Source organism: Streptomyces sp. CB02400, assembly GCF_001905725.1.
Classification (GTDB): Bacteria; Actinomycetota; Actinomycetes; order Streptomycetales; family Streptomycetaceae; genus Streptomyces; species Streptomyces atrovirens.
The window spans coordinates 1-15,296 of sequence record NZ_LIWB01000026.1 but is presented as its reverse complement, the minus strand read 5'-3'; the positions used below and the strand labels follow the sequence as shown (position 1 = coordinate 15,296).

General features: G+C 69.3%; 12 protein-coding genes and 5 pseudogenes. 6 read left to right on the top strand and 11 right to left on the bottom strand.

Features of this window, described 5'->3' with window-relative positions; translation table 11 throughout:
- Positions 1 to 440: 440 nt before the first annotated feature.
- The 5 genes and pseudogenes from AMK33_RS44330 to AMK33_RS37285 form a co-directional block, all read right to left on the bottom strand.
- Positions 441 to 764 (bottom strand): annotated as a pseudogene (locus tag AMK33_RS44330) (DUF6262 family protein); the annotation flags it as partial.
- Between the two features lie 104 nt (positions 765 to 868).
- Positions 869 to 1,366: pseudogene (locus AMK33_RS44325) on the bottom strand (transposase); the annotation flags it as partial.
- Between the two features lie 141 nt (positions 1,367 to 1,507).
- The gene (locus AMK33_RS37295) at positions 1,508 to 1,717 is read right to left on the bottom strand and encodes a hypothetical protein (protein ID WP_235618317.1); all 210 of its coding nucleotides are present in this window, start codon (positions 1,715 to 1,717) and stop codon (positions 1,508 to 1,510) included.
- A gap of 267 nt (positions 1,718 to 1,984) precedes the next feature.
- Positions 1,985 to 2,518: a 2'-5' RNA ligase family protein gene (locus tag AMK33_RS37290; protein ID WP_073937590.1), complete on the bottom strand. Its 534-nt coding sequence runs from the start codon at positions 2,516 to 2,518 to the stop codon at positions 1,985 to 1,987.
- Between the two features lie 403 nt (positions 2,519 to 2,921).
- Positions 2,922 to 3,368 carry a hypothetical protein gene (locus AMK33_RS37285; protein WP_073937710.1) on the bottom strand — a complete coding sequence of 149 codons (447 nt, stop codon included), beginning with the start codon at positions 3,366 to 3,368 and terminating at the stop codon, positions 2,922 to 2,924.
- Positions 3,369 to 3,415: 47 nt separating this feature from the next.
- On the opposite strand from AMK33_RS37285, the pseudogene AMK33_RS37280 reads away from it, so the two are divergent.
- Together AMK33_RS37280 and tpg are read left to right on the top strand one after the other, a co-directional pair.
- Positions 3,416 to 4,584, top strand: a pseudogene (locus AMK33_RS37280) (telomere-associated protein Tap); the annotation flags it as partial.
- 16 nt (positions 4,585 to 4,600) lie between these two features.
- Entirely contained in the window at positions 4,601 to 5,197 is a 597-nt protein-coding gene (gene tpg / locus AMK33_RS40910; RefSeq protein WP_079195118.1) for a telomere-protecting terminal protein Tpg, read from the top strand.
- Positions 5,198 to 5,370: 173 nt separating this feature from the next.
- On the opposite strand, the gene AMK33_RS37270 is transcribed toward tpg, so the two are convergent.
- Both AMK33_RS37270 and AMK33_RS37265 read right to left on the bottom strand, forming a co-directional pair.
- Complete coding sequence (locus AMK33_RS37270) at positions 5,371 to 5,853, bottom strand: saccharopine dehydrogenase NADP-binding domain-containing protein (protein WP_235618303.1); 483 nt, start codon at positions 5,851 to 5,853, stop codon at positions 5,371 to 5,373.
- A gap of 154 nt (positions 5,854 to 6,007) precedes the next feature.
- On the bottom strand, positions 6,008 to 6,880 hold the full coding sequence (locus AMK33_RS37265) for an aldo/keto reductase family oxidoreductase (RefSeq protein WP_073937586.1): 873 nt from the start codon (positions 6,878 to 6,880) through the stop codon (positions 6,008 to 6,010).
- Positions 6,881 to 7,021: 141 nt separating this feature from the next.
- Here AMK33_RS37265 and AMK33_RS37260 point away from each other — a divergent pair, with 141 nt between their 5' ends.
- Both AMK33_RS37260 and AMK33_RS37255 read left to right on the top strand, forming a co-directional pair.
- Positions 7,022 to 7,459 carry a winged helix-turn-helix transcriptional regulator gene (locus tag AMK33_RS37260; RefSeq protein ID WP_383462909.1) on the top strand — a complete coding sequence of 146 codons (438 nt, stop codon included), beginning with the start codon at positions 7,022 to 7,024 and terminating at the stop codon, positions 7,457 to 7,459.
- 352 nt (positions 7,460 to 7,811) lie between these two features.
- Positions 7,812 to 8,477: pseudogene (locus AMK33_RS37255) on the top strand (transposase family protein).
- Positions 8,478 to 8,617: 140 nt separating this feature from the next.
- On the opposite strand, the gene AMK33_RS37250 reads toward AMK33_RS37255, so the two are convergent.
- Positions 8,618 to 9,613: an L-histidine N(alpha)-methyltransferase gene (locus AMK33_RS37250; protein ID WP_079195117.1), complete on the bottom strand. Its 996-nt coding sequence runs from the start codon at positions 9,611 to 9,613 to the stop codon at positions 8,618 to 8,620.
- 924 nt (positions 9,614 to 10,537) lie between these two features.
- Positions 10,538 to 11,678, bottom strand: a pseudogene (locus tag AMK33_RS45015) (transposase); the annotation flags it as partial.
- 351 nt (positions 11,679 to 12,029) lie between these two features.
- Here AMK33_RS45015 and AMK33_RS37235 point away from each other — a divergent pair.
- Together AMK33_RS37235 and AMK33_RS37230 are read left to right on the top strand one after the other, a co-directional pair.
- The gene (locus AMK33_RS37235) at positions 12,030 to 13,382 is read left to right on the top strand and encodes an FAD-dependent oxidoreductase (protein WP_073937707.1); all 1,353 of its coding nucleotides are present in this window, start codon (positions 12,030 to 12,032) and stop codon (positions 13,380 to 13,382) included.
- Positions 13,383 to 13,452: 70 nt separating this feature from the next.
- Positions 13,453 to 13,908, top strand: coding sequence for a hypothetical protein (locus tag AMK33_RS37230; RefSeq protein WP_073937578.1), 456 nt, complete (start codon positions 13,453 to 13,455; stop codon positions 13,906 to 13,908).
- Here AMK33_RS37230 and AMK33_RS45010 read toward each other — a convergent pair.
- Positions 13,905 to 14,225 (bottom strand): hypothetical protein, encoded by a 321-nt coding sequence (locus AMK33_RS45010; protein ID WP_327380480.1) that lies wholly within the window; start codon positions 14,223 to 14,225, stop codon positions 13,905 to 13,907. The genes AMK33_RS37230 and AMK33_RS45010 overlap by 4 nt on opposite strands.
- Positions 14,226 to 14,770: 545 nt before the next feature.
- Positions 14,771 to 15,187 carry a hypothetical protein gene (locus AMK33_RS37220; protein ID WP_073937576.1) on the bottom strand — a complete coding sequence of 139 codons (417 nt, stop codon included), beginning with the start codon at positions 15,185 to 15,187 and terminating at the stop codon, positions 14,771 to 14,773.
- Positions 15,188 to 15,296 lie beyond the last annotated feature (109 nt).

The window sequence follows — 15,296 nt, the reverse complement described above, 5'->3', positions numbered from 1 at the left end:
TTGCCGGTCCGCAGTCCCTGCCGTCGAACCCTGGCGGGTTCGTCTCGCGCCAGGGTTCGCCGTGCACGGCTGACCGTCACGGGGGCACAATCAGCGACGCGGCTTGGGGCCCGCGCCCACCGGACCCCGTGGTTCCGAAATGAGGACGCGGCGTTCTGGAGGGCGCTATTGGCGCTGCCCTGATCTGCAGAAACACCCTTACGCACAAGCCCCCTCCCCTGGAGGGACGAGGTCCGGGGAGCCCAAGCTCCGACTTGACCAGTGGACTGCTGCCGCTCGTCCCCGGCCAGGAGGTGGCCACGGGCATCCGTTTCGTGCAGGGCGACCGATCCGGCCTCGTTCAACGGATCGAAAGCGGTCCGAAGTCGTGGTGCTGGGCCGAACGTCCGCTCATCGTCATGGACGTAGACAACGAAAGCCGGGCTCCAGGCTGGCCGTTCTCAGCGGCGTGCTTGGTTCAGTGCCCTGATCAGTTCGCGGTTCGCGGCCCAAGCTGCTTCGAGTTCGGCCTGGCGGTCTTCGAGCTGTCGGATCCGAGCGGTGAGCCGGACGTCGCGGTCCTGGGCGTCGGCAAGGCCGGCCTGCGGGGAGGCCCGTGTCACCTGGGCACCGCTCTCCAGCCCGACGGCCGGTGCGGCTTCGACGGCGTAAACTTGGGCCGACAGGTCGCGATGCCGGTAGAAGAACGTGCGGTCGACGCCGGCCCGCCGTGCGACGGCCGAGACGCTCAGCGGCTCCCCTTGCCGGATCGCCTCGTGGAGGGCCTTGACGACCCGTTCCGGCGGCGGGCCGGGCCGTCACCCACCAGACCACGGCGGATGCCTTCATCATCCGCCCGACGAGCGGCGGACAAGCGGCAAAGACCGCGGTGCCGGCGAAGCGCCCGACAGTGAGTCCCGGCGGTCAGGTCGTGGGGGGAGCCGGGCAGCGCGGGCGAGGCCCGCAACAGTCGGCCGAAGGGATCGGTGAGGACTTGGACGTTCATGCCGTGACGTTCGTGTTTGCCCGAGCAGTACGGGGTGTCGGCGGCGATCCGGCCGGTCGGCAGCAGGGTGCCGTCCAGGATCACGGACGCCTCGGTCCGTGCGATGTGTACCGCCTCGGCCGGACCGGGCGCGAGGCCGGCCGGCACCTCGACGGCCTCGCGTATGCAGCGGTACACGGTCGCGATGCCGATGCCGGACCCGGCGGCGAGGCGGACGTACGTGTCACCGCATCGCAGACGGGCCGGGGCGAGAAGAGCCTGACGACCGGCGGTCGGACGCCGCCATCGGGTCCCGGTCTCCCCTCGCCGGGCAGCGAGCCGTCCGGTCAGGCACCGCAGGGTGCGACTGGACAGGCCGGTCGACGACGGGTGGACAAGCACGCGAAGCTCCTGGTGGCTGCGGGCGATCTCGGTCGAGAACCCGTCTGCCAGGAGCTTCGTCGTTCCGCAGATCCGACCGACACGCGGCCAACGCCGTCAGGCCGGAAAAGGCTCACTCACCCTGTCACGGCCTGAGCATGTTCAGGGGAACTGCCAGGAGCGCAGACATGCGGCGATCTCGTACGAGTCCAAACGCAGGGCGCGGATGTCGTTGATCAGCTCGCGCCACAGCTCGAACTTGATGTCCACGCGCTGCCCGGATATTTCCAAGTAGGCAACGGCCAGGCCGTAGCCGAACAGTTCGTCGCGGGTCGGAAGCGGGCGCAGCAGGACACACTCTTCGAGGAACACGGCGGCGCGCCGGAAGGCGTCGGAATGGTGCTGGTCGTGGCGGGGCTTGTCGGCGGCTGGGGCGACGGCCTCGTCCCAGGGGGGAGGACAGGCGCACGTGCGACCACTCGCGTACCGCTGCGACAGCGTTGGGCCCGGCGGCCTCCGGGACCAGGGGCTCGATGTCCTGGTCGACCAGGTGGGCGGCGGCAGGCATTGCGGACGGTGCCGCCGGCCGCTGGGCTACCACTTCGGCGGGAGCGCTGACCGGTCGATGTCCGGGACCTTTCAGGGGCAGGGCTCCACCACCTCCAGGGCACCGGTCCCGGTGTCGTAGCTGCGCAGGGTGACAAGCCGGGCCGACAGCGGCGGTGCCGGCAGCAGTTCGGGGACGCGACGACCGGTGAAGGCACCTGTCCGCCGGGTACGGCCGAGGGTGATGTGCGGGACCCAGCGCCCGGGTTCGTGGAATGGGCTGAGGCTCCCGGGCGGGCTGTCCGAGGCCACCGCCTCCCACACCCGACGGTGCAGGCCGGCCAGCGCGGAGTCGAGATCCAGCGACCAGGCCAGCACCGAGGTGGGCCGCTCGAAGCGGACCACGCCGGTGAATCGCACTGGCAGCGGCAGGGCGGCGGCCACCTCGGCGAGCTCCCAGCGGATCGGGGCAGTCAGCTCCGGGCAGGCGGCCAGGGTCAGGTGCGGGCTGTTGGTCGGTGAGCGGTGGCGCGCCTGACTGGGCAGCCCCGCGTCCGCGAGCCGCCGCCAGGCCTCGCGAACCGCTAGTTCTGCCGCCTCGTCCAACAGAAGCTCGACCGTGCGCACCGCCGTAGCCTACCGGCGGTCTGTGAGTGAGCATGTCCGCGGGAGCAGGCCGCACTGTTCAGGAAGTGCGGTGGAAGACTGCGGCAGGGCCGATGACGCCCGGGGACGGGCCGTCGCCGACGGCGCCAGGGTGCCCAGGGCCGCATCCACCCAGTCCCCCCTGCTCGCTATGCGCTGTGTTCGGGCTGCGCCGGCAGAAGCGCAGGAGAGGGAGGCATGGGGCGCCGCCATCGCCAGGGACTGCCTCCGGGCGGGCTTCCGTCCCTGCCCCGCTGCGCTGTCCTCCGCCTGGCGTTATCGATGAGTTCCGAGAACGTGGGAGTGCTTGGCTTCGGGGTCATCGCTGGGGTCCGCGCGACAAAGACCGGGACGCTGCTGAAGTCTGGGGTTGAGGAACCTGCCGTCAGGCCGGGCGGCAGGAGTCGCAGAGATGGTTGTCGATCGCCGTTGTCAGTTTGCTTGCCGCTGTCCGCACCGCGGGATCTCCGTCACAGGTCAGCAGGTTCGCTGTGCTCGCGCCGTTCAGCACGGCGCGGTGGGCCTCGCGCTGCACGTCGATCTGCGCGGCGTTGTGTTCGAGGATCGTCTGGAGCAGTTCGATCACTTCGGGCCGGCAGGTGACGGACTCGGTCACGGCAAGATCCCACAGAAACGGAACCGCCGCGACGGTCGCGTCGAAGACAGCCAGCTCACCGAGCCACAGACCGAGATCACTCAACGCCTCGGTGCTTGTCCGGGCATCCCCCCACGCCACCCGGGACAGTCGGCCCGGAACACCTTCCGCAGATCCATACGCGTGCGTCAACTCATGCCACGGAACGCGGCTCATGCCTTTGAGGATCGTCCCCACCACGCCCTCCAGTCCCGCTCTCCGTCACCGACTCCGAGCAGTACCCTCTCAACCCACCGGTCCGCGTGAGCGAGCCGGACCGGGACGGCAGGCGGCACCGCGAGCACCGACCCGGCTCGCTGGGAACCGAGCCGATGGACCCGGCACCGCGCGAGGCGACCGACGGACACCCCGTCCTGGCCCACCTGCCCCGCTTCCACATGCGCGGCCCCGAGAAGAAGCTGTCCGAGGAGGCCTACGAGCGGGCGCGGGACCTGACCGATACCGAGTGCGTGCAGCGTTACCTGGTCGGCATCGACGTCAACCTGGCGTTCGGCGCGGCCGCCAACGGCGCGGTCGTCGGTCTGGCGTCGCCGCCCGTGCATGTCACCAGCCCGGTCTTCGATGCGGCGGTGCCCGGATCCTGGCTGGTCGACCTCTCCCACGTCGACCTTTCCAGGGTGAAGGTCGGCAAGCAGCGGCGCGAGCTGGAAGGCGACCTGCTGCCCAGTCCGTTCACACCGACCGGCGAACGCCCGACCGGGCCGGCCTGGTACGCCACCGCGACCGCCGCCTACGCCGTCGAGGTCGGCTACGACGTCGCCCCCGTCGAGGCGTGGGTGCGTCCCGAGAGCGGCCGGTTCCTGGACGGCTGGTACAAGCGGCTGCGCAATGCGTACGTCGCCACCATGGCGGATCTCGGTGTCGTGGAGAAGCTCGGTCCGGCCGAGTTCCTGGAGGCGATGGACGGCTACAAGCAGCGCGATGCGGAGCTGGGAATCGTCGTGGCCGCGGTCAAGATGACCGTCAAGGGCGGTATCGGCAAGCTGCAGGAGAAGGCGCGCGGCGGCGGCTGGAAGCCGGGGCGGGCCTGGCCCGCGCTCGCCCGCCCGACCTGGCGCCCAGACATCCGCGCGACCGTGATCTCCCTGGCCCGTACCAAAATGCTCCGCCTGGCGGCTGCCACGGACGATATCCGGTCGCGGTCCTGTCGGACTGCGCCGTGTACGCCGCCGACGGCCCCAGCCCTCTGGACGTCCTGCCCCACGGCCCCGACGGCAAGACGATGCCGGACGGCTTCCGGCTGGAGGTGTCGCCCGGGACGGTCAAGCAAGAGGGCACCCAGAGCGTGCTGCGGGGTGCGGACGTGCTCGAGCAGCTCGGCACCGACGGCAAGGTCGTCAACCTCGCCCGCTCCGTCAAGACCGGCGAGGTCACCGCCAAGGACGTCGGAGAACAGGAGCGTCGCGGCGATGGTCACGGTCGCAGAAGAACTCGACAAGGCGGTGCAGGGCGCGTTCACCCGTCCCATCCCCAAGTCCACCGGGGCGCAGATGCGTTACCTGGTCCGCCAGCACCAGCGCGGCACCCGGCGCGTGGCCGAGCTGCTCGGCATCAGTCAGCGCACCGTCGAGCGGTACGTGAAGGACCAGATCAAAAATCCCCGGCCGCAGCTTGCCGACCGGCTGGAGCGTGAGGTCCGGGTGCGCCGGCAGCCGCAGGTCAGGGCCAGGGCGAAGCGGGCCGCGGCCACCAGCGGCGGCATCATGATCGACACCCGTGCCCGGTTCGGCCACATCGTCGCCCCGGGCAGCACCGACGACGCCCGCGTCCGCCACCTCACCCTCGTCCTGCCCCCGCAGCACGCCGCCCGCCTCTTCCAGGTCCAGGAGGCCGGCGCCACCGACGACCAGCTCCGCCAGATCGCGGCCGAGACCCTGGGCGAGGTGTACTTCCGCGACAACGGCCGCCGAGCCCACGGCCTCGAAGTGGAACTCACCGACCTCGAGCATCTGGAGTTCGAGCTGCAGCCGGGGCGGCGCCTCGTCGCATCGACGGCTCACTGGTGAGCCGAGGCACAGTAGTTGTCACATAGGCAGGCTTGTCGTCACCGCTGTGACCGAGCACGCTGGTCGACCACGCAGAGCATCACCGTGGGCCGCAGCGACACCGGTCAGCGGCAGCAGCTCGCCTCGATGCGGATCGCGCCCGACGTCAACCGAGCGGTGATCAGCGGAACCTGTCAAACCGCCGGGTCCGCCATCGCCGGACGCCGGCTTGGCTGGGGCGGGTGGGCCTGGCTCCCGGCCGCCCGGGCCCGCACCGCTTCGTCGTGCAGAGCGAGCAGCCTCTCCACGACGACCACGTCGCTGGCCCCGTCGACGTAGTGGCCGCCGGGCATGCAGGCACGGGCGATCACCGGCGCCGTGGCGGCGAAGGCGCCCATCGTGTTCACCACCACCCTCGGGCGCTCCCGGGCGATCTCGTCCGCGATCCGCTCAGCCGAGTCGGCGACGACCACCTTCGCGTCCTCGGGCAGACCGGCTTCGGCCCCGGCGGCGACCATCCGCTCCCGGCTGCGCCCGACCGGCACGACCGTCAGCCCTCGCGCAGCCAGCCGCGCGGTCACGCCCCGGCCCACACGGCCGGTAGCCCCGACTGTCCAGACCTCATCGTTCGTCCTGCTCTCGCTTGGCGTCCCGCCGGTCTCACTGGTCTCGGTCATGTGAACGTCACCCCGCCTGCTCCGGGCCGCACCGGGGACGGGCACCCCCAGTGGCGAATCGTCCCGCTTCGGCCCGGTCGCACGAAGGCGACCGGGGCCGAGGCTTGAACGGTGGCGCCGGTCGTGGCTCGTGGGCCGTTCAGCTCTGGGGCGTTCAGCGGCCGATGTCCTCCAGCTCGGTCAAGTCCTCATGAGAGAGGGCGAGTCCCGCGCCGGCGATGTTCTCGCGCAGGTGTGCCGTCGATGACGTGCCGGGGATGAGCAGGACGTTCGGTGATCGCTGCAGCAGCCAGGCCAGTGCGACGGACATCGGTGTCGCCTCCAGTCGGGCGGCGACCGCCGAGAGCGCCGAGGACTGGAGCGGGGTGAAACCCCCGAGGGGGAAGAAGGGCACGTACGCGACGCCGTCGGTGGCGAGCCGGTCGATGAGCTTGTCGTCGTGGCGGTGGACGAGGTTGTACATGTTCTGCACGCACACGATCGGCACGATGCTCTGCGCCTCGGTGACCTGCTCCTCTGTGGCGTTGCTGACTCCGAGGTGGCGGATCAGGCCCTGCTGCTGGAGTTCGACGAGCGTCTCGAACGCCTCGGCGAGCGAGCCGGGCTGGGGACCTTCGGCGTTGCCGAGTCGGAGGTTGACCAGGTCGAGTACGTCGAGCCGGAGGGACCTGAGGTTGTCGTGGACCTGACGGCGCAGATCTTCGGGTCGCCGGGCCGGAGGCCAGCCACCCTGTTCGTCGCGGGTCGCGCCCACCTTGGTCACGATGTGCAGCGACTCGGGATAGGGGTGCAGTGCCTCACGGATCAATTCGTTGGTGACCCGCGGCCCGTAGGCATCGCTGGTGTCGATGTGGGTGACACCGAGGTCGACCGCTTCACGCAGAACGGCCAGGGCGCCCTCGTGATCGGCGGGCGGCCCCATCACCCACGGGCCGGCCAGTTGCATGGCACCGTAGCCGAACCGGGTGACGGTCAGGTCACCCAGAGTCCAGGTGCCGCCGGGAAGAGAGAGGGAGGGTGTGCTCATCGTGTTGCCTTTCGTCGTGCACTCGGGGAGTGGCGCCTGCCGCCTCCCTGCATCAGCATTGGAGAGAAACTTCCCGTCGGGAAGTAGGCACTTTGGAGTGCGTAACCCACCCATTGGTGAGAGGTGCGATCAGTGACGACGATGAAGGCGGCCCAGAAGAGGGCTCAGGCCAAGGTGGAGTACAACGCGTTCCTGGCAGGCTGCCCCAGCCGGCAACTGCTCGACCGAATCTCGGACAAGTGGGTCGTCCTGATCCTGTGCGCGCTGGGCGGCGACAACAATCCTGGACCTCCCGGTGCAGCACACGCAGACGCCCCGAAGGCGATGCGTTACTCCGAGATCTCTCGTCTTCTGGCCGGGGTCAGCCAGAAGATGCTGACCCAGACGCTACGGTCGCTGGAGCACGATGGTCTGCTCACCCGCACCGTGACGCCGACCGTCCCCGTGACCGTCTCCTACGAGCTGACCGACCTCGGCCTCTCGCTCCACCACATGACGCGCGGACTCAGGAACTGGGCACAGACCCACATGGCCGAGGTCCTCGCAAACCGCGAGAACTACGAATCTCGTACCTCCTGACGACTCACATCCAACCGTCCAACAGCTCTGCGTTCTCGGCGCTACGCCCTCAACTGCGAAGAGCCGGTTCCGCCTGCGTCGATTCCGGCCCGGATCGCAGTCATGCGATGCCTTCGTGCGGTGGTGTTGCCGGTGCTTCCCACGGACGACCTCGCTATCGATTCCCTATAAAGCGATCATTCGAAATTCCTTATTGGCAGCCGAGTCGTCGTGGGGCACCGGGCGGCCAATCACTGAGCCATTTCCAACCTGACGGTGGCGCCCGGGTGTGGGCGGCGGAGGCTGCACGGAACGACGAAGCTCCTGGCAGACGGGGTCTCGACCAAGATCATCCTTGCCGCCGGGAGCTTCCGTGCTTGTCTGCCCGTCGTCCATGGATCTGTCCAGCCGCGCCCTGCGGTACCTGACCGGGCAACTCGTCGTCCGTCGACGGGAGGTCGGCACTCGGTGGCGGCGCCCGGCTACCGGACGACGGGCCCTGCCGGCCCTGACCCATCTGCGGTACGGCGACACCTACGTACAGCTTGCCGCCGGGTTCGGCGTCGGCGTCGCGACCGTCTATCACTCCGTGCACGAGGCCGTTGAAGTGCTCGCCCCCTCGTGCCGAGTCCGGCCGAGGCTATGGAGACGGCACGGACGAAGGCCTTCGTGATCCTGGACGGCACTGTGCTGTCGATCGACCGGATCGCCGCGGACGCCCCCCGTACTGCTCCGGAAAGCACAAGCGGCACGGGATGAATGTCCAGGTCCTCACGGAGGCGGGACTCAAGTGCCGAGCGGACAAGGCGGACAAGGCGCATCAGGGCACCGGCCGCTCCGTTCGTGCCCCGTTCCGGGGCCGTCGGCTCAAGCGGTGGAAGCGACGGCACAACACCACCCACGCCAAGACCCGCTGTGTCGGCGAGCAGGCCATGGCCGCTTTGAAAGGCCGGCGCCTGCTGGGAAACTCCGCTGCAGCACCAACCGCATCACCGATGTCGTGAAGGCATTCCTCGCCCTTCACCGCGCTTCAGCATGAGGTTGAAAGTAGCCCACTCCCACCCGAAGAGGAAATAACTAGGGCATCAAGGATAATCTGCCTACTTCAAATGCCCTCTGAGTGCTTGCCGTCAGACGCTTCAGAGCGCGTGGGCCACACAACGGCTCTTCGAGAGCTCCTCAGGTCAGCAGCACGGCCGCGTACTGACATTCCCGCTCCACCCAGTGCCGACGGTATCGGAACCCGAAAGATTCCAGCTCGCGCACCAGTTCGCTCAGCTCGAATTTGTGCAGAACATCGTGAACGAGCGTCTCGTCCTTGGCGAAGTCGAGAGTCAGGCCGAGGCCTGGGAGAGCCACCTGCTGCCGCCTGGTACTACGGATCTCGCCCCGTATCTGCCGGAGGGGGACGTCGTAGACCACTTCCGGTTCGAAGCAACCGAGGTCGAAATCGGCCCCATATGCTCTGTTGAGGTGAGCCAGGGTATTGAGGGCGAACAGTCGGCGCACCGGCCGTTCCCCCTTGTATCCGGCCTGGTACGCCCGGCGCACGGTGTTCACCGGCTGGAAGAGGTCGGCGCAGAGCAGAATGTGGTCGCACGGCCCGCAGCAGGCCCGCAGAGTGCGCAGGAAGGCGAACCGCTCGGGCGGTGTCAGGCACCCGAAGGTGCTGCCGAGCATCGCCATGAGGCGCCCCGTCCCGCGGCCTTGGATCCACGGCAGAGCGGTAGCGAAGTCGCCGTGTACGACCGTGACACGGGCCGTCGGCCACCGGGCCCTGATGCGCAGGGCGGCCGCCCGCAGCGGCCGGAGACTCACATCGATTCCCGTGTAGCCGTGAAGGGTCCTGTTCGCGTCCATGGCCGCCAGCAGGATCTCCGACTTCTCCGCGCTGCCGGCTCCGAGGTCGACGAGTTCGGTGGCGTTCGACAGACGCGCTACGTCGCTCCCATGGGCCCGCAACAGCTTGCGTTCTGAGCGCGGAGGGTAGTACGCGGGCAAGCGGCTGATCTCCTCGAACAATTGCGATCCTGCCGCGTCGTATCCGTAGCGGTGCGGGATCCGACGGGGCCGCTCGGCGAAACCTGCCCGCAGTTCCTCCGTCCCATCTCCCGCCTGGCGATCCGGTCCGAGGACGACTTCTACGACACCGGCTCCGTGACTGTCTGCGCTCATCTACCGCTCCTGAGGCTCGGGCCCGCCCCCGACTTCCTTCCTCACCAGCGCACTACGTGGTGCCTCCTCGACTGGCTCGGAGGACGCGGGGCGGCCACCTGGCGAAGTTCGGGTTGTCGGGTGCGCATCAGCACCGGTGTCGTCTTTTCAGCAACTCACGACGCACCTGGCACGTCCTGCCGGCTTCGGCCATTAGTGGGACACCTGGCAGCTGAAGGGTGTTGCAGAACGGTCCGGAAGATCGCGCAATGCCTCGCACGCGAGATCAACAAGCACCGGCAGTCGCCAGGAAACCGGACAAAGAGAAGCTCTCGGCAGGCAGGAACACGGCGGGAAACCAGCGCTGATCTCGTTCTGCAACAGGTTTTAGCTTGATTTTTAACCCGTAGGAGGCCTCGGCGCCGGATCGCATACTGGTTCGATGAGTTCGATCTCCACGCACCACCGGTTCCGGGACCCTCGCAGCACGAAGTTCGACTTCCTTACGTCGGTACAGCACCAGACCCGTCCGGGGTGCACGACCAAAGCCTCTTCGCATCAAGGCGTCTTTTATGTCGGAGCTGCGGGATGGCGAAGGAATGGAGTCGTCGCGGTGTGGCCTTGCACCGGGATCGGCACGCGCCGGCCACAGACCCGTACTTCGATGTCCGTACCTGGCGCAGACCGAGACCCGGCACAGGTGGGTACGGGCCTACGGCCTGGGACACCTGGACCTGATCAGACGATTCGCGCGGGCACCGCTGCGCGAAGGGATTCCTTGGCACGACCACGGCCGAAAGATGACCGTGGTGGCCCGCCTGCCCGCATGGATGCAGCAGGCCAAGAACCATGACGAGGTGCTGAGGGCCATCGCCCGCATCCATGCCTCACTGCCTCGTACCTGACTTGATCTCTGGCCTGTGCGGCGGGGCCGTGGGGTGGTTGACTTCTTCGTTCGCTGCTTCGTCGTCCGTCTCGTGCGGGGGGGGGCACGTCGTGGCGGGGTGTGGGCCGGGTGTTCCTTCGGCCCAGGGGTCGTCCCAGGCCGGGGCGAGAGGGTTTGTGCTCTGGCCGGGCAGGCATCTTGTGGGCGGATGTGCCGGAAGTCACGGCGAACGCGGGTGGGTGAGAGGCGTCCGGCGGGTGCGCGTTTCTCCCAAGAACGGCGACGGTCTGCTGCCAGTGGCCGGGGAGAAGTGCCGTCGGCCGCGGGCCAGGACTAGCGGTGGGTGAGCTTGGGGCGGAGACGATCCCAGGAGCGTGCAAGGGCGGTGCCGCAGAGGCGCGTGTCGGTAACGGTTTCAGTGTCCGGGGTGCCCCAGGTATCGGGCCGGCCGAAGACGAACTCGCCGCCGTGCCGGGGCGGGCGGCCCGTAGCGTGAGGCTGCCGCGGTGGTGCGGGCCTGCGCAGGACACGGTCCGAGCGCATCCGGGCCAGCACCTGCACCGGCAGATCCTTCAGCAGAAAGGCGAGGCGGGATGCGTCATATCCGGCATCTGCGCTGACGAGGACGTCAGGATCGTCCATCTGCCACTGCTCCTGCGCGATCAACCGCAGGAGCAGTTCGCGCAGCTGCCGGGCGGTGACGCTGGCGGTGTCGTCCCCGGGCGCAAGTCGCAACGCGTCCAGTGGTGCGGTCCACGAGCTGCGGCCGGGTTCCAGCACGCAGACGATCGAGCAAGGCCAGCCGGGAACGGGGATGTGCTGGTCCTTTCCCCGACCGTAGGTGTGACACAGGATCCGTTGTGGTGAGGTGTGGGCACCCGGCCGCAGCCGGCAAGTGACGTCGATGGCCAGGACCAGCCGGCCATCCGCCGACCGGGGCAGCGGCACCGAGGCAAGGGCTCGTCGCATCCGGTCCGCGTCGACCTGGCCCTTGGCGAGGGGCGGCGTAGAGCCCTCCGTGACCACGGCGGTGTTCGCCCACCAGCGACAGCTCGGCCAGTGACCTCACCGGCCCGCCTCCGCACAAAACCGCATCGGCAAGCTCGAACAAGGCATCCGAACGGGTGGTGGGACAGGAGTAGAACGCGCCCGGAAGCGTGACAGTTCCGCCAACGGCTCTCGCCGGGCATCGTGATGCAGCAGGCTCGTCCTCGCGGCCTTCGTGCTGGACGTGTGTGTCCCTCGGCCGGAGCACATGTTCGGACGAAGGCCACTTCCGTGTACGGCGGTTACCGAACCGATTGATCAAGTACGACGTACCGTTCGACGGCGCACATCAAAGGTCAAGTCAGTGCGGGTTCAAGATCCATAGCCCCGCCGAACCTCTCGGCTTGTGCTGCGCCCCCCGACGGGGGCAGAAGGGCTGAAACTCGGTCAACCTGACCTGGACGGTGGGATACTTGTGCCGACTCGGTGTCGGGGCGACCAGGGAGTGGGCCGGTGAACTCTGCCGTAGGTGCGGACCGTCGGGGTGGGCGGCATGTGGTGGTCGTGGGTGGGAGCCTCGCGGGGCTGCTCGCGGCACATGTGCTGGCCGGGCACGCCGACCGGGTGACCGTCGTCGAGCGGGACCGGCTCCCGGGCGGTGCCGAGCCGCGGCCCGGGGTGCCTCAGGGACGCCATCCCCATGTGCTGCTGCAGGGCGGGCAGGTGGCTATGGAAGCGCTGCTGCCGGGCTTCCTCGCAGAGCTGCGGGAGGCGGGCGCGCCGTGGGTGGGCATGCCGTCGGACCTGGTGCTCTGGCAGGCCGGGCGCTGGTTCCGCCGGCTGTCCGCCTCCACACACATCTACACCGGGTCCCGCGCGCAACTGGAGGAGCTGGTACGGCGGCGGGTTCTCGCCAATCCGCTGATCGGCACCGTGGAGGGCACCGATGTCGTGGGGCTCCTCGGTGACGCCTCGCGGGTGCGGGGCGTGCTGCTGCGGGAGCGGTCCGGGGACACGCGCGCAGAACCCCGGGCGTTGGAGGCCGACCTGGTCGTCGATGCCTCCGGCGCCGGTACGAAGGCCCCGCAGTGGCTCGCCGAGATCGGCGCCGCGGCCCCACACGAGGAGACCCTCGACACGGGGCTCGCCTACGCCTCCCGCGTCTACCGCGGCCCGAAGGGGGTTCTCGACGGTGCGACCGTCGGGTACTACGTCTATCCCGGCCCCTCCCAGCTGCACGGCGGCGGTGCGCTGCCCCTGGAGGACGGTACCCACCTGGTGATCGTCTCCGGGCTGCGCGGCGACGAGCCCCCCACGGACGACGACGAGTTCGTGACGTACACCAAGCGGCTGGGCCATCCGCTCCTGGACCGCTGGATGGGCGAGGCCGAACCGCTCTCCCCGCCATTCGGCTACCGGCGCACCGCCAACGTCCGCCGCCGCTACGACCTGCCCGGCCCGTCGGCGGGATTCCTCGCCACCGGCGACGCGCTGTGCACCTTCAACCCGATCTACGGCCAGGGCATGGCCGTCGCCGCGATGAGCGCGGTCGCCCTGCGTGACGCGCTCGCCGATCCGCGCCGTACGCCTACGACCCGGCGCGTGCAGCGGGCGTTGCTCGCGGCGTCCCGGCAGGCGTGGGACATCTCCGCCGGGGCGGACCGCAAGATGCCGGGTGCCCTTGGCAACGCCCTCGACGGCGGCCCCGCGGACCGGGTCGCGGACTGGTACCTGCGCCGGGTCCAGGAGAGGGCACCCGGCGACCCGGTCGTGGGCGGCGCCTTCCGTGCCGTACTCACGCTCGCCCGACCCGTCTCCGCGCTGTTCGCTCCGCCGGTGGCCCGCTCCGTCCTCTTCGCTCGGCCGGCGCCGACACCGACGGAGCCTCCCGCGGCACCGGAGGGACCCGGGGTCTGAGCGGGCGGGGTCCGGGCAGGCGAATGGCACCGGTCTAGACCTCTTCCGGGTTCTCCGGCATGATCGGAGCATGGAGAAAGCGCGTCTGCCGACCACTGAGGCCGCTGTCCAGGCGATTCGTGAGATCGCGGTGCGGTTCGGGGTGAGCATGTCCGTCACGGACGACATCGGCGCGGACCGGACCTCGCGGCGCACGTCGGCCGAGCTGTTCACCGTGTTCGATCCCGACGGTTCGCTGCCGCACGAGGCGTTTGTGGAGCTGGCGGGGTCGCCCGCCGTGAGCGTCCGGCTGTTCCCCGAGGGCGATGCCAGGATCACCGTCGAGGGGGTGGAGTTCCACGACGTGCCACGGGATTCCGTCCCCGGGTTCCTCAGGTCCGTCTACGGCGGGCTCGCCACCACCAAGGGACGACTGTTCCCGCCCGGCCAGTGGCTCATCGTGCCGCTGCCCGGGGACGAGACGTACAAGGAGCTGGTCCTGGACTCCAACTTCACGCCCTGGCTGGCCCGTAGCGCGCGGCCCTAGGTTGTTCCCGGACGTACCTGGCGACCAGGTGGTCCAGGCAGGCGGGGAACGGCCCAGGCGATCTGGTGCCCAGGCCGGGCACCGGTGGCCGTTCGGTCAAGGGCGGGCGGAGGTAGCGTCGAAGAGGGGGCGAGCGGATCGCCCTCGTAGCCGACGACGAGGCGGGCCTCGGCCACCGGTTCCTGGGAGAAGTCCGCGAGCCGGGCCAGAACGGTCGCCTCGGAGGGCAGCCCGGCCGGGTCGAGACCGAGTGTCCGGGCCGCACGGCCGCGCCGTTCGTCGGTGTCGGGCATGTCCTGCCGGTACTCGTCGGCCACTGCCTGGAGTCCCTCGACCGATCGACCCACCACCGACACCCCAGCTCACACCAACTGCCCCCGCCCCAGCGACACGTAACAGGTGAACCGCCGGGGCGCGGTCGTCGCGCCGACCTCTACCTGGACTCCGGCGAAGTCGGACGGAGGGCCCGAGACCCTTGATGAACATTCCCGGCCTGACCCCCGCGCGCGTACTGGACGACGCGTGCCACCGCGGCCTGGTGCGCCGCAGCGGAACCCTGTACCACCTGTCCCACCCAGCCTACACCAGCGCACTCATGCGAGAATCCGCCAGGCCACTGTCCACAGGGCTAGGTCCCCTGACCCGTGCGGCACGGGCTTTCAGACGGCACGATTCCCAGGACTCGCCCTCAGCAGCCCCACGCTGACCTGCGCACCGACATGCGGCTTCGTTCACTCCAAGCGGTTCTGGCACATCTTCCGGGCTCTGTCACTGGTTCGGGGGTGGTGGCCGGTCGATCAAGGCGGCAGGAGGGTTCGGCGTCGTAGAAGGTCGAAGTCGGCACGGCCGTACGTCTGTCTCTTCAGAGTGTGATCCTGGTGACGTTGCCCTCGACCGCTCCCGAGGTGAGAGCGGTGACCAGGGCGGCGAGTACGGCTGCGCGGTCGCGCCGTACGCCGGCGGTCAGGGTGCGGTGTTCCCGTTGTCCGTCGAGTCGGACGTCGGCGAGCCGGACATCGAGGGTCAGGTGCTCGCTGCGGCGTTCGCGCACCATCGCGGCCAGACGCCGGACGTACTGGGTGGTCGTGACCGGGGCGGGGTTGCGCTCGCACAGCCCGTCGAGGCACTTGCGCTCGGTCTCGGTGAGGTGTTCGGGCCGGCACATGATCCAGTCGGTGACCCGGCGGACGGTCAGATGGGGCAGCGGAGCGTCCGCCGGGATCGTCCCGGTGCGATAGGGCCGCAGGCCGTCGTCGAGGACCAGACGGACATCTTCCACACCGACAGGAACAAGGCGGTGCGGCTGTGGCGTGAGAGCCTCGAACGCTTCCTTGAAGCGCTTGCGGCATTGATGCATGACTCGCCGGGGGTCACGTCCGCTGGAGTGG

Excerpts from the sequence above, each read along its gene's own strand:
- tpg (WP_079195118.1), top strand. The coding sequence starts at position 4,601 with ATGGTCACGGTCGCAGAAGAACTCGACAAGGCGGTGCAGGGCGCGTTC.
- AMK33_RS37270 (WP_235618303.1), bottom strand. The coding sequence starts at position 5,853 with ATGACCGAGACCAGTGAGACCGGCGGGACGCCAAGCGAGAGCAGGACG.
- AMK33_RS37265 (WP_073937586.1), bottom strand. The coding sequence starts at position 6,880 with ATGAGCACACCCTCCCTCTCTCTTCCCGGCGGCACCTGGACTCTGGGT.
- AMK33_RS37260 (WP_383462909.1), top strand. The coding sequence starts at position 7,022 with ATGAAGGCGGCCCAGAAGAGGGCTCAGGCCAAGGTGGAGTACAACGCG.
- AMK33_RS37250 (WP_079195117.1), bottom strand. The coding sequence starts at position 9,613 with ATGAGCGCAGACAGTCACGGAGCCGGTGTCGTAGAAGTCGTCCTCGGA.
- AMK33_RS37230 (WP_073937578.1), top strand. The coding sequence starts at position 13,453 with ATGGAGAAAGCGCGTCTGCCGACCACTGAGGCCGCTGTCCAGGCGATT.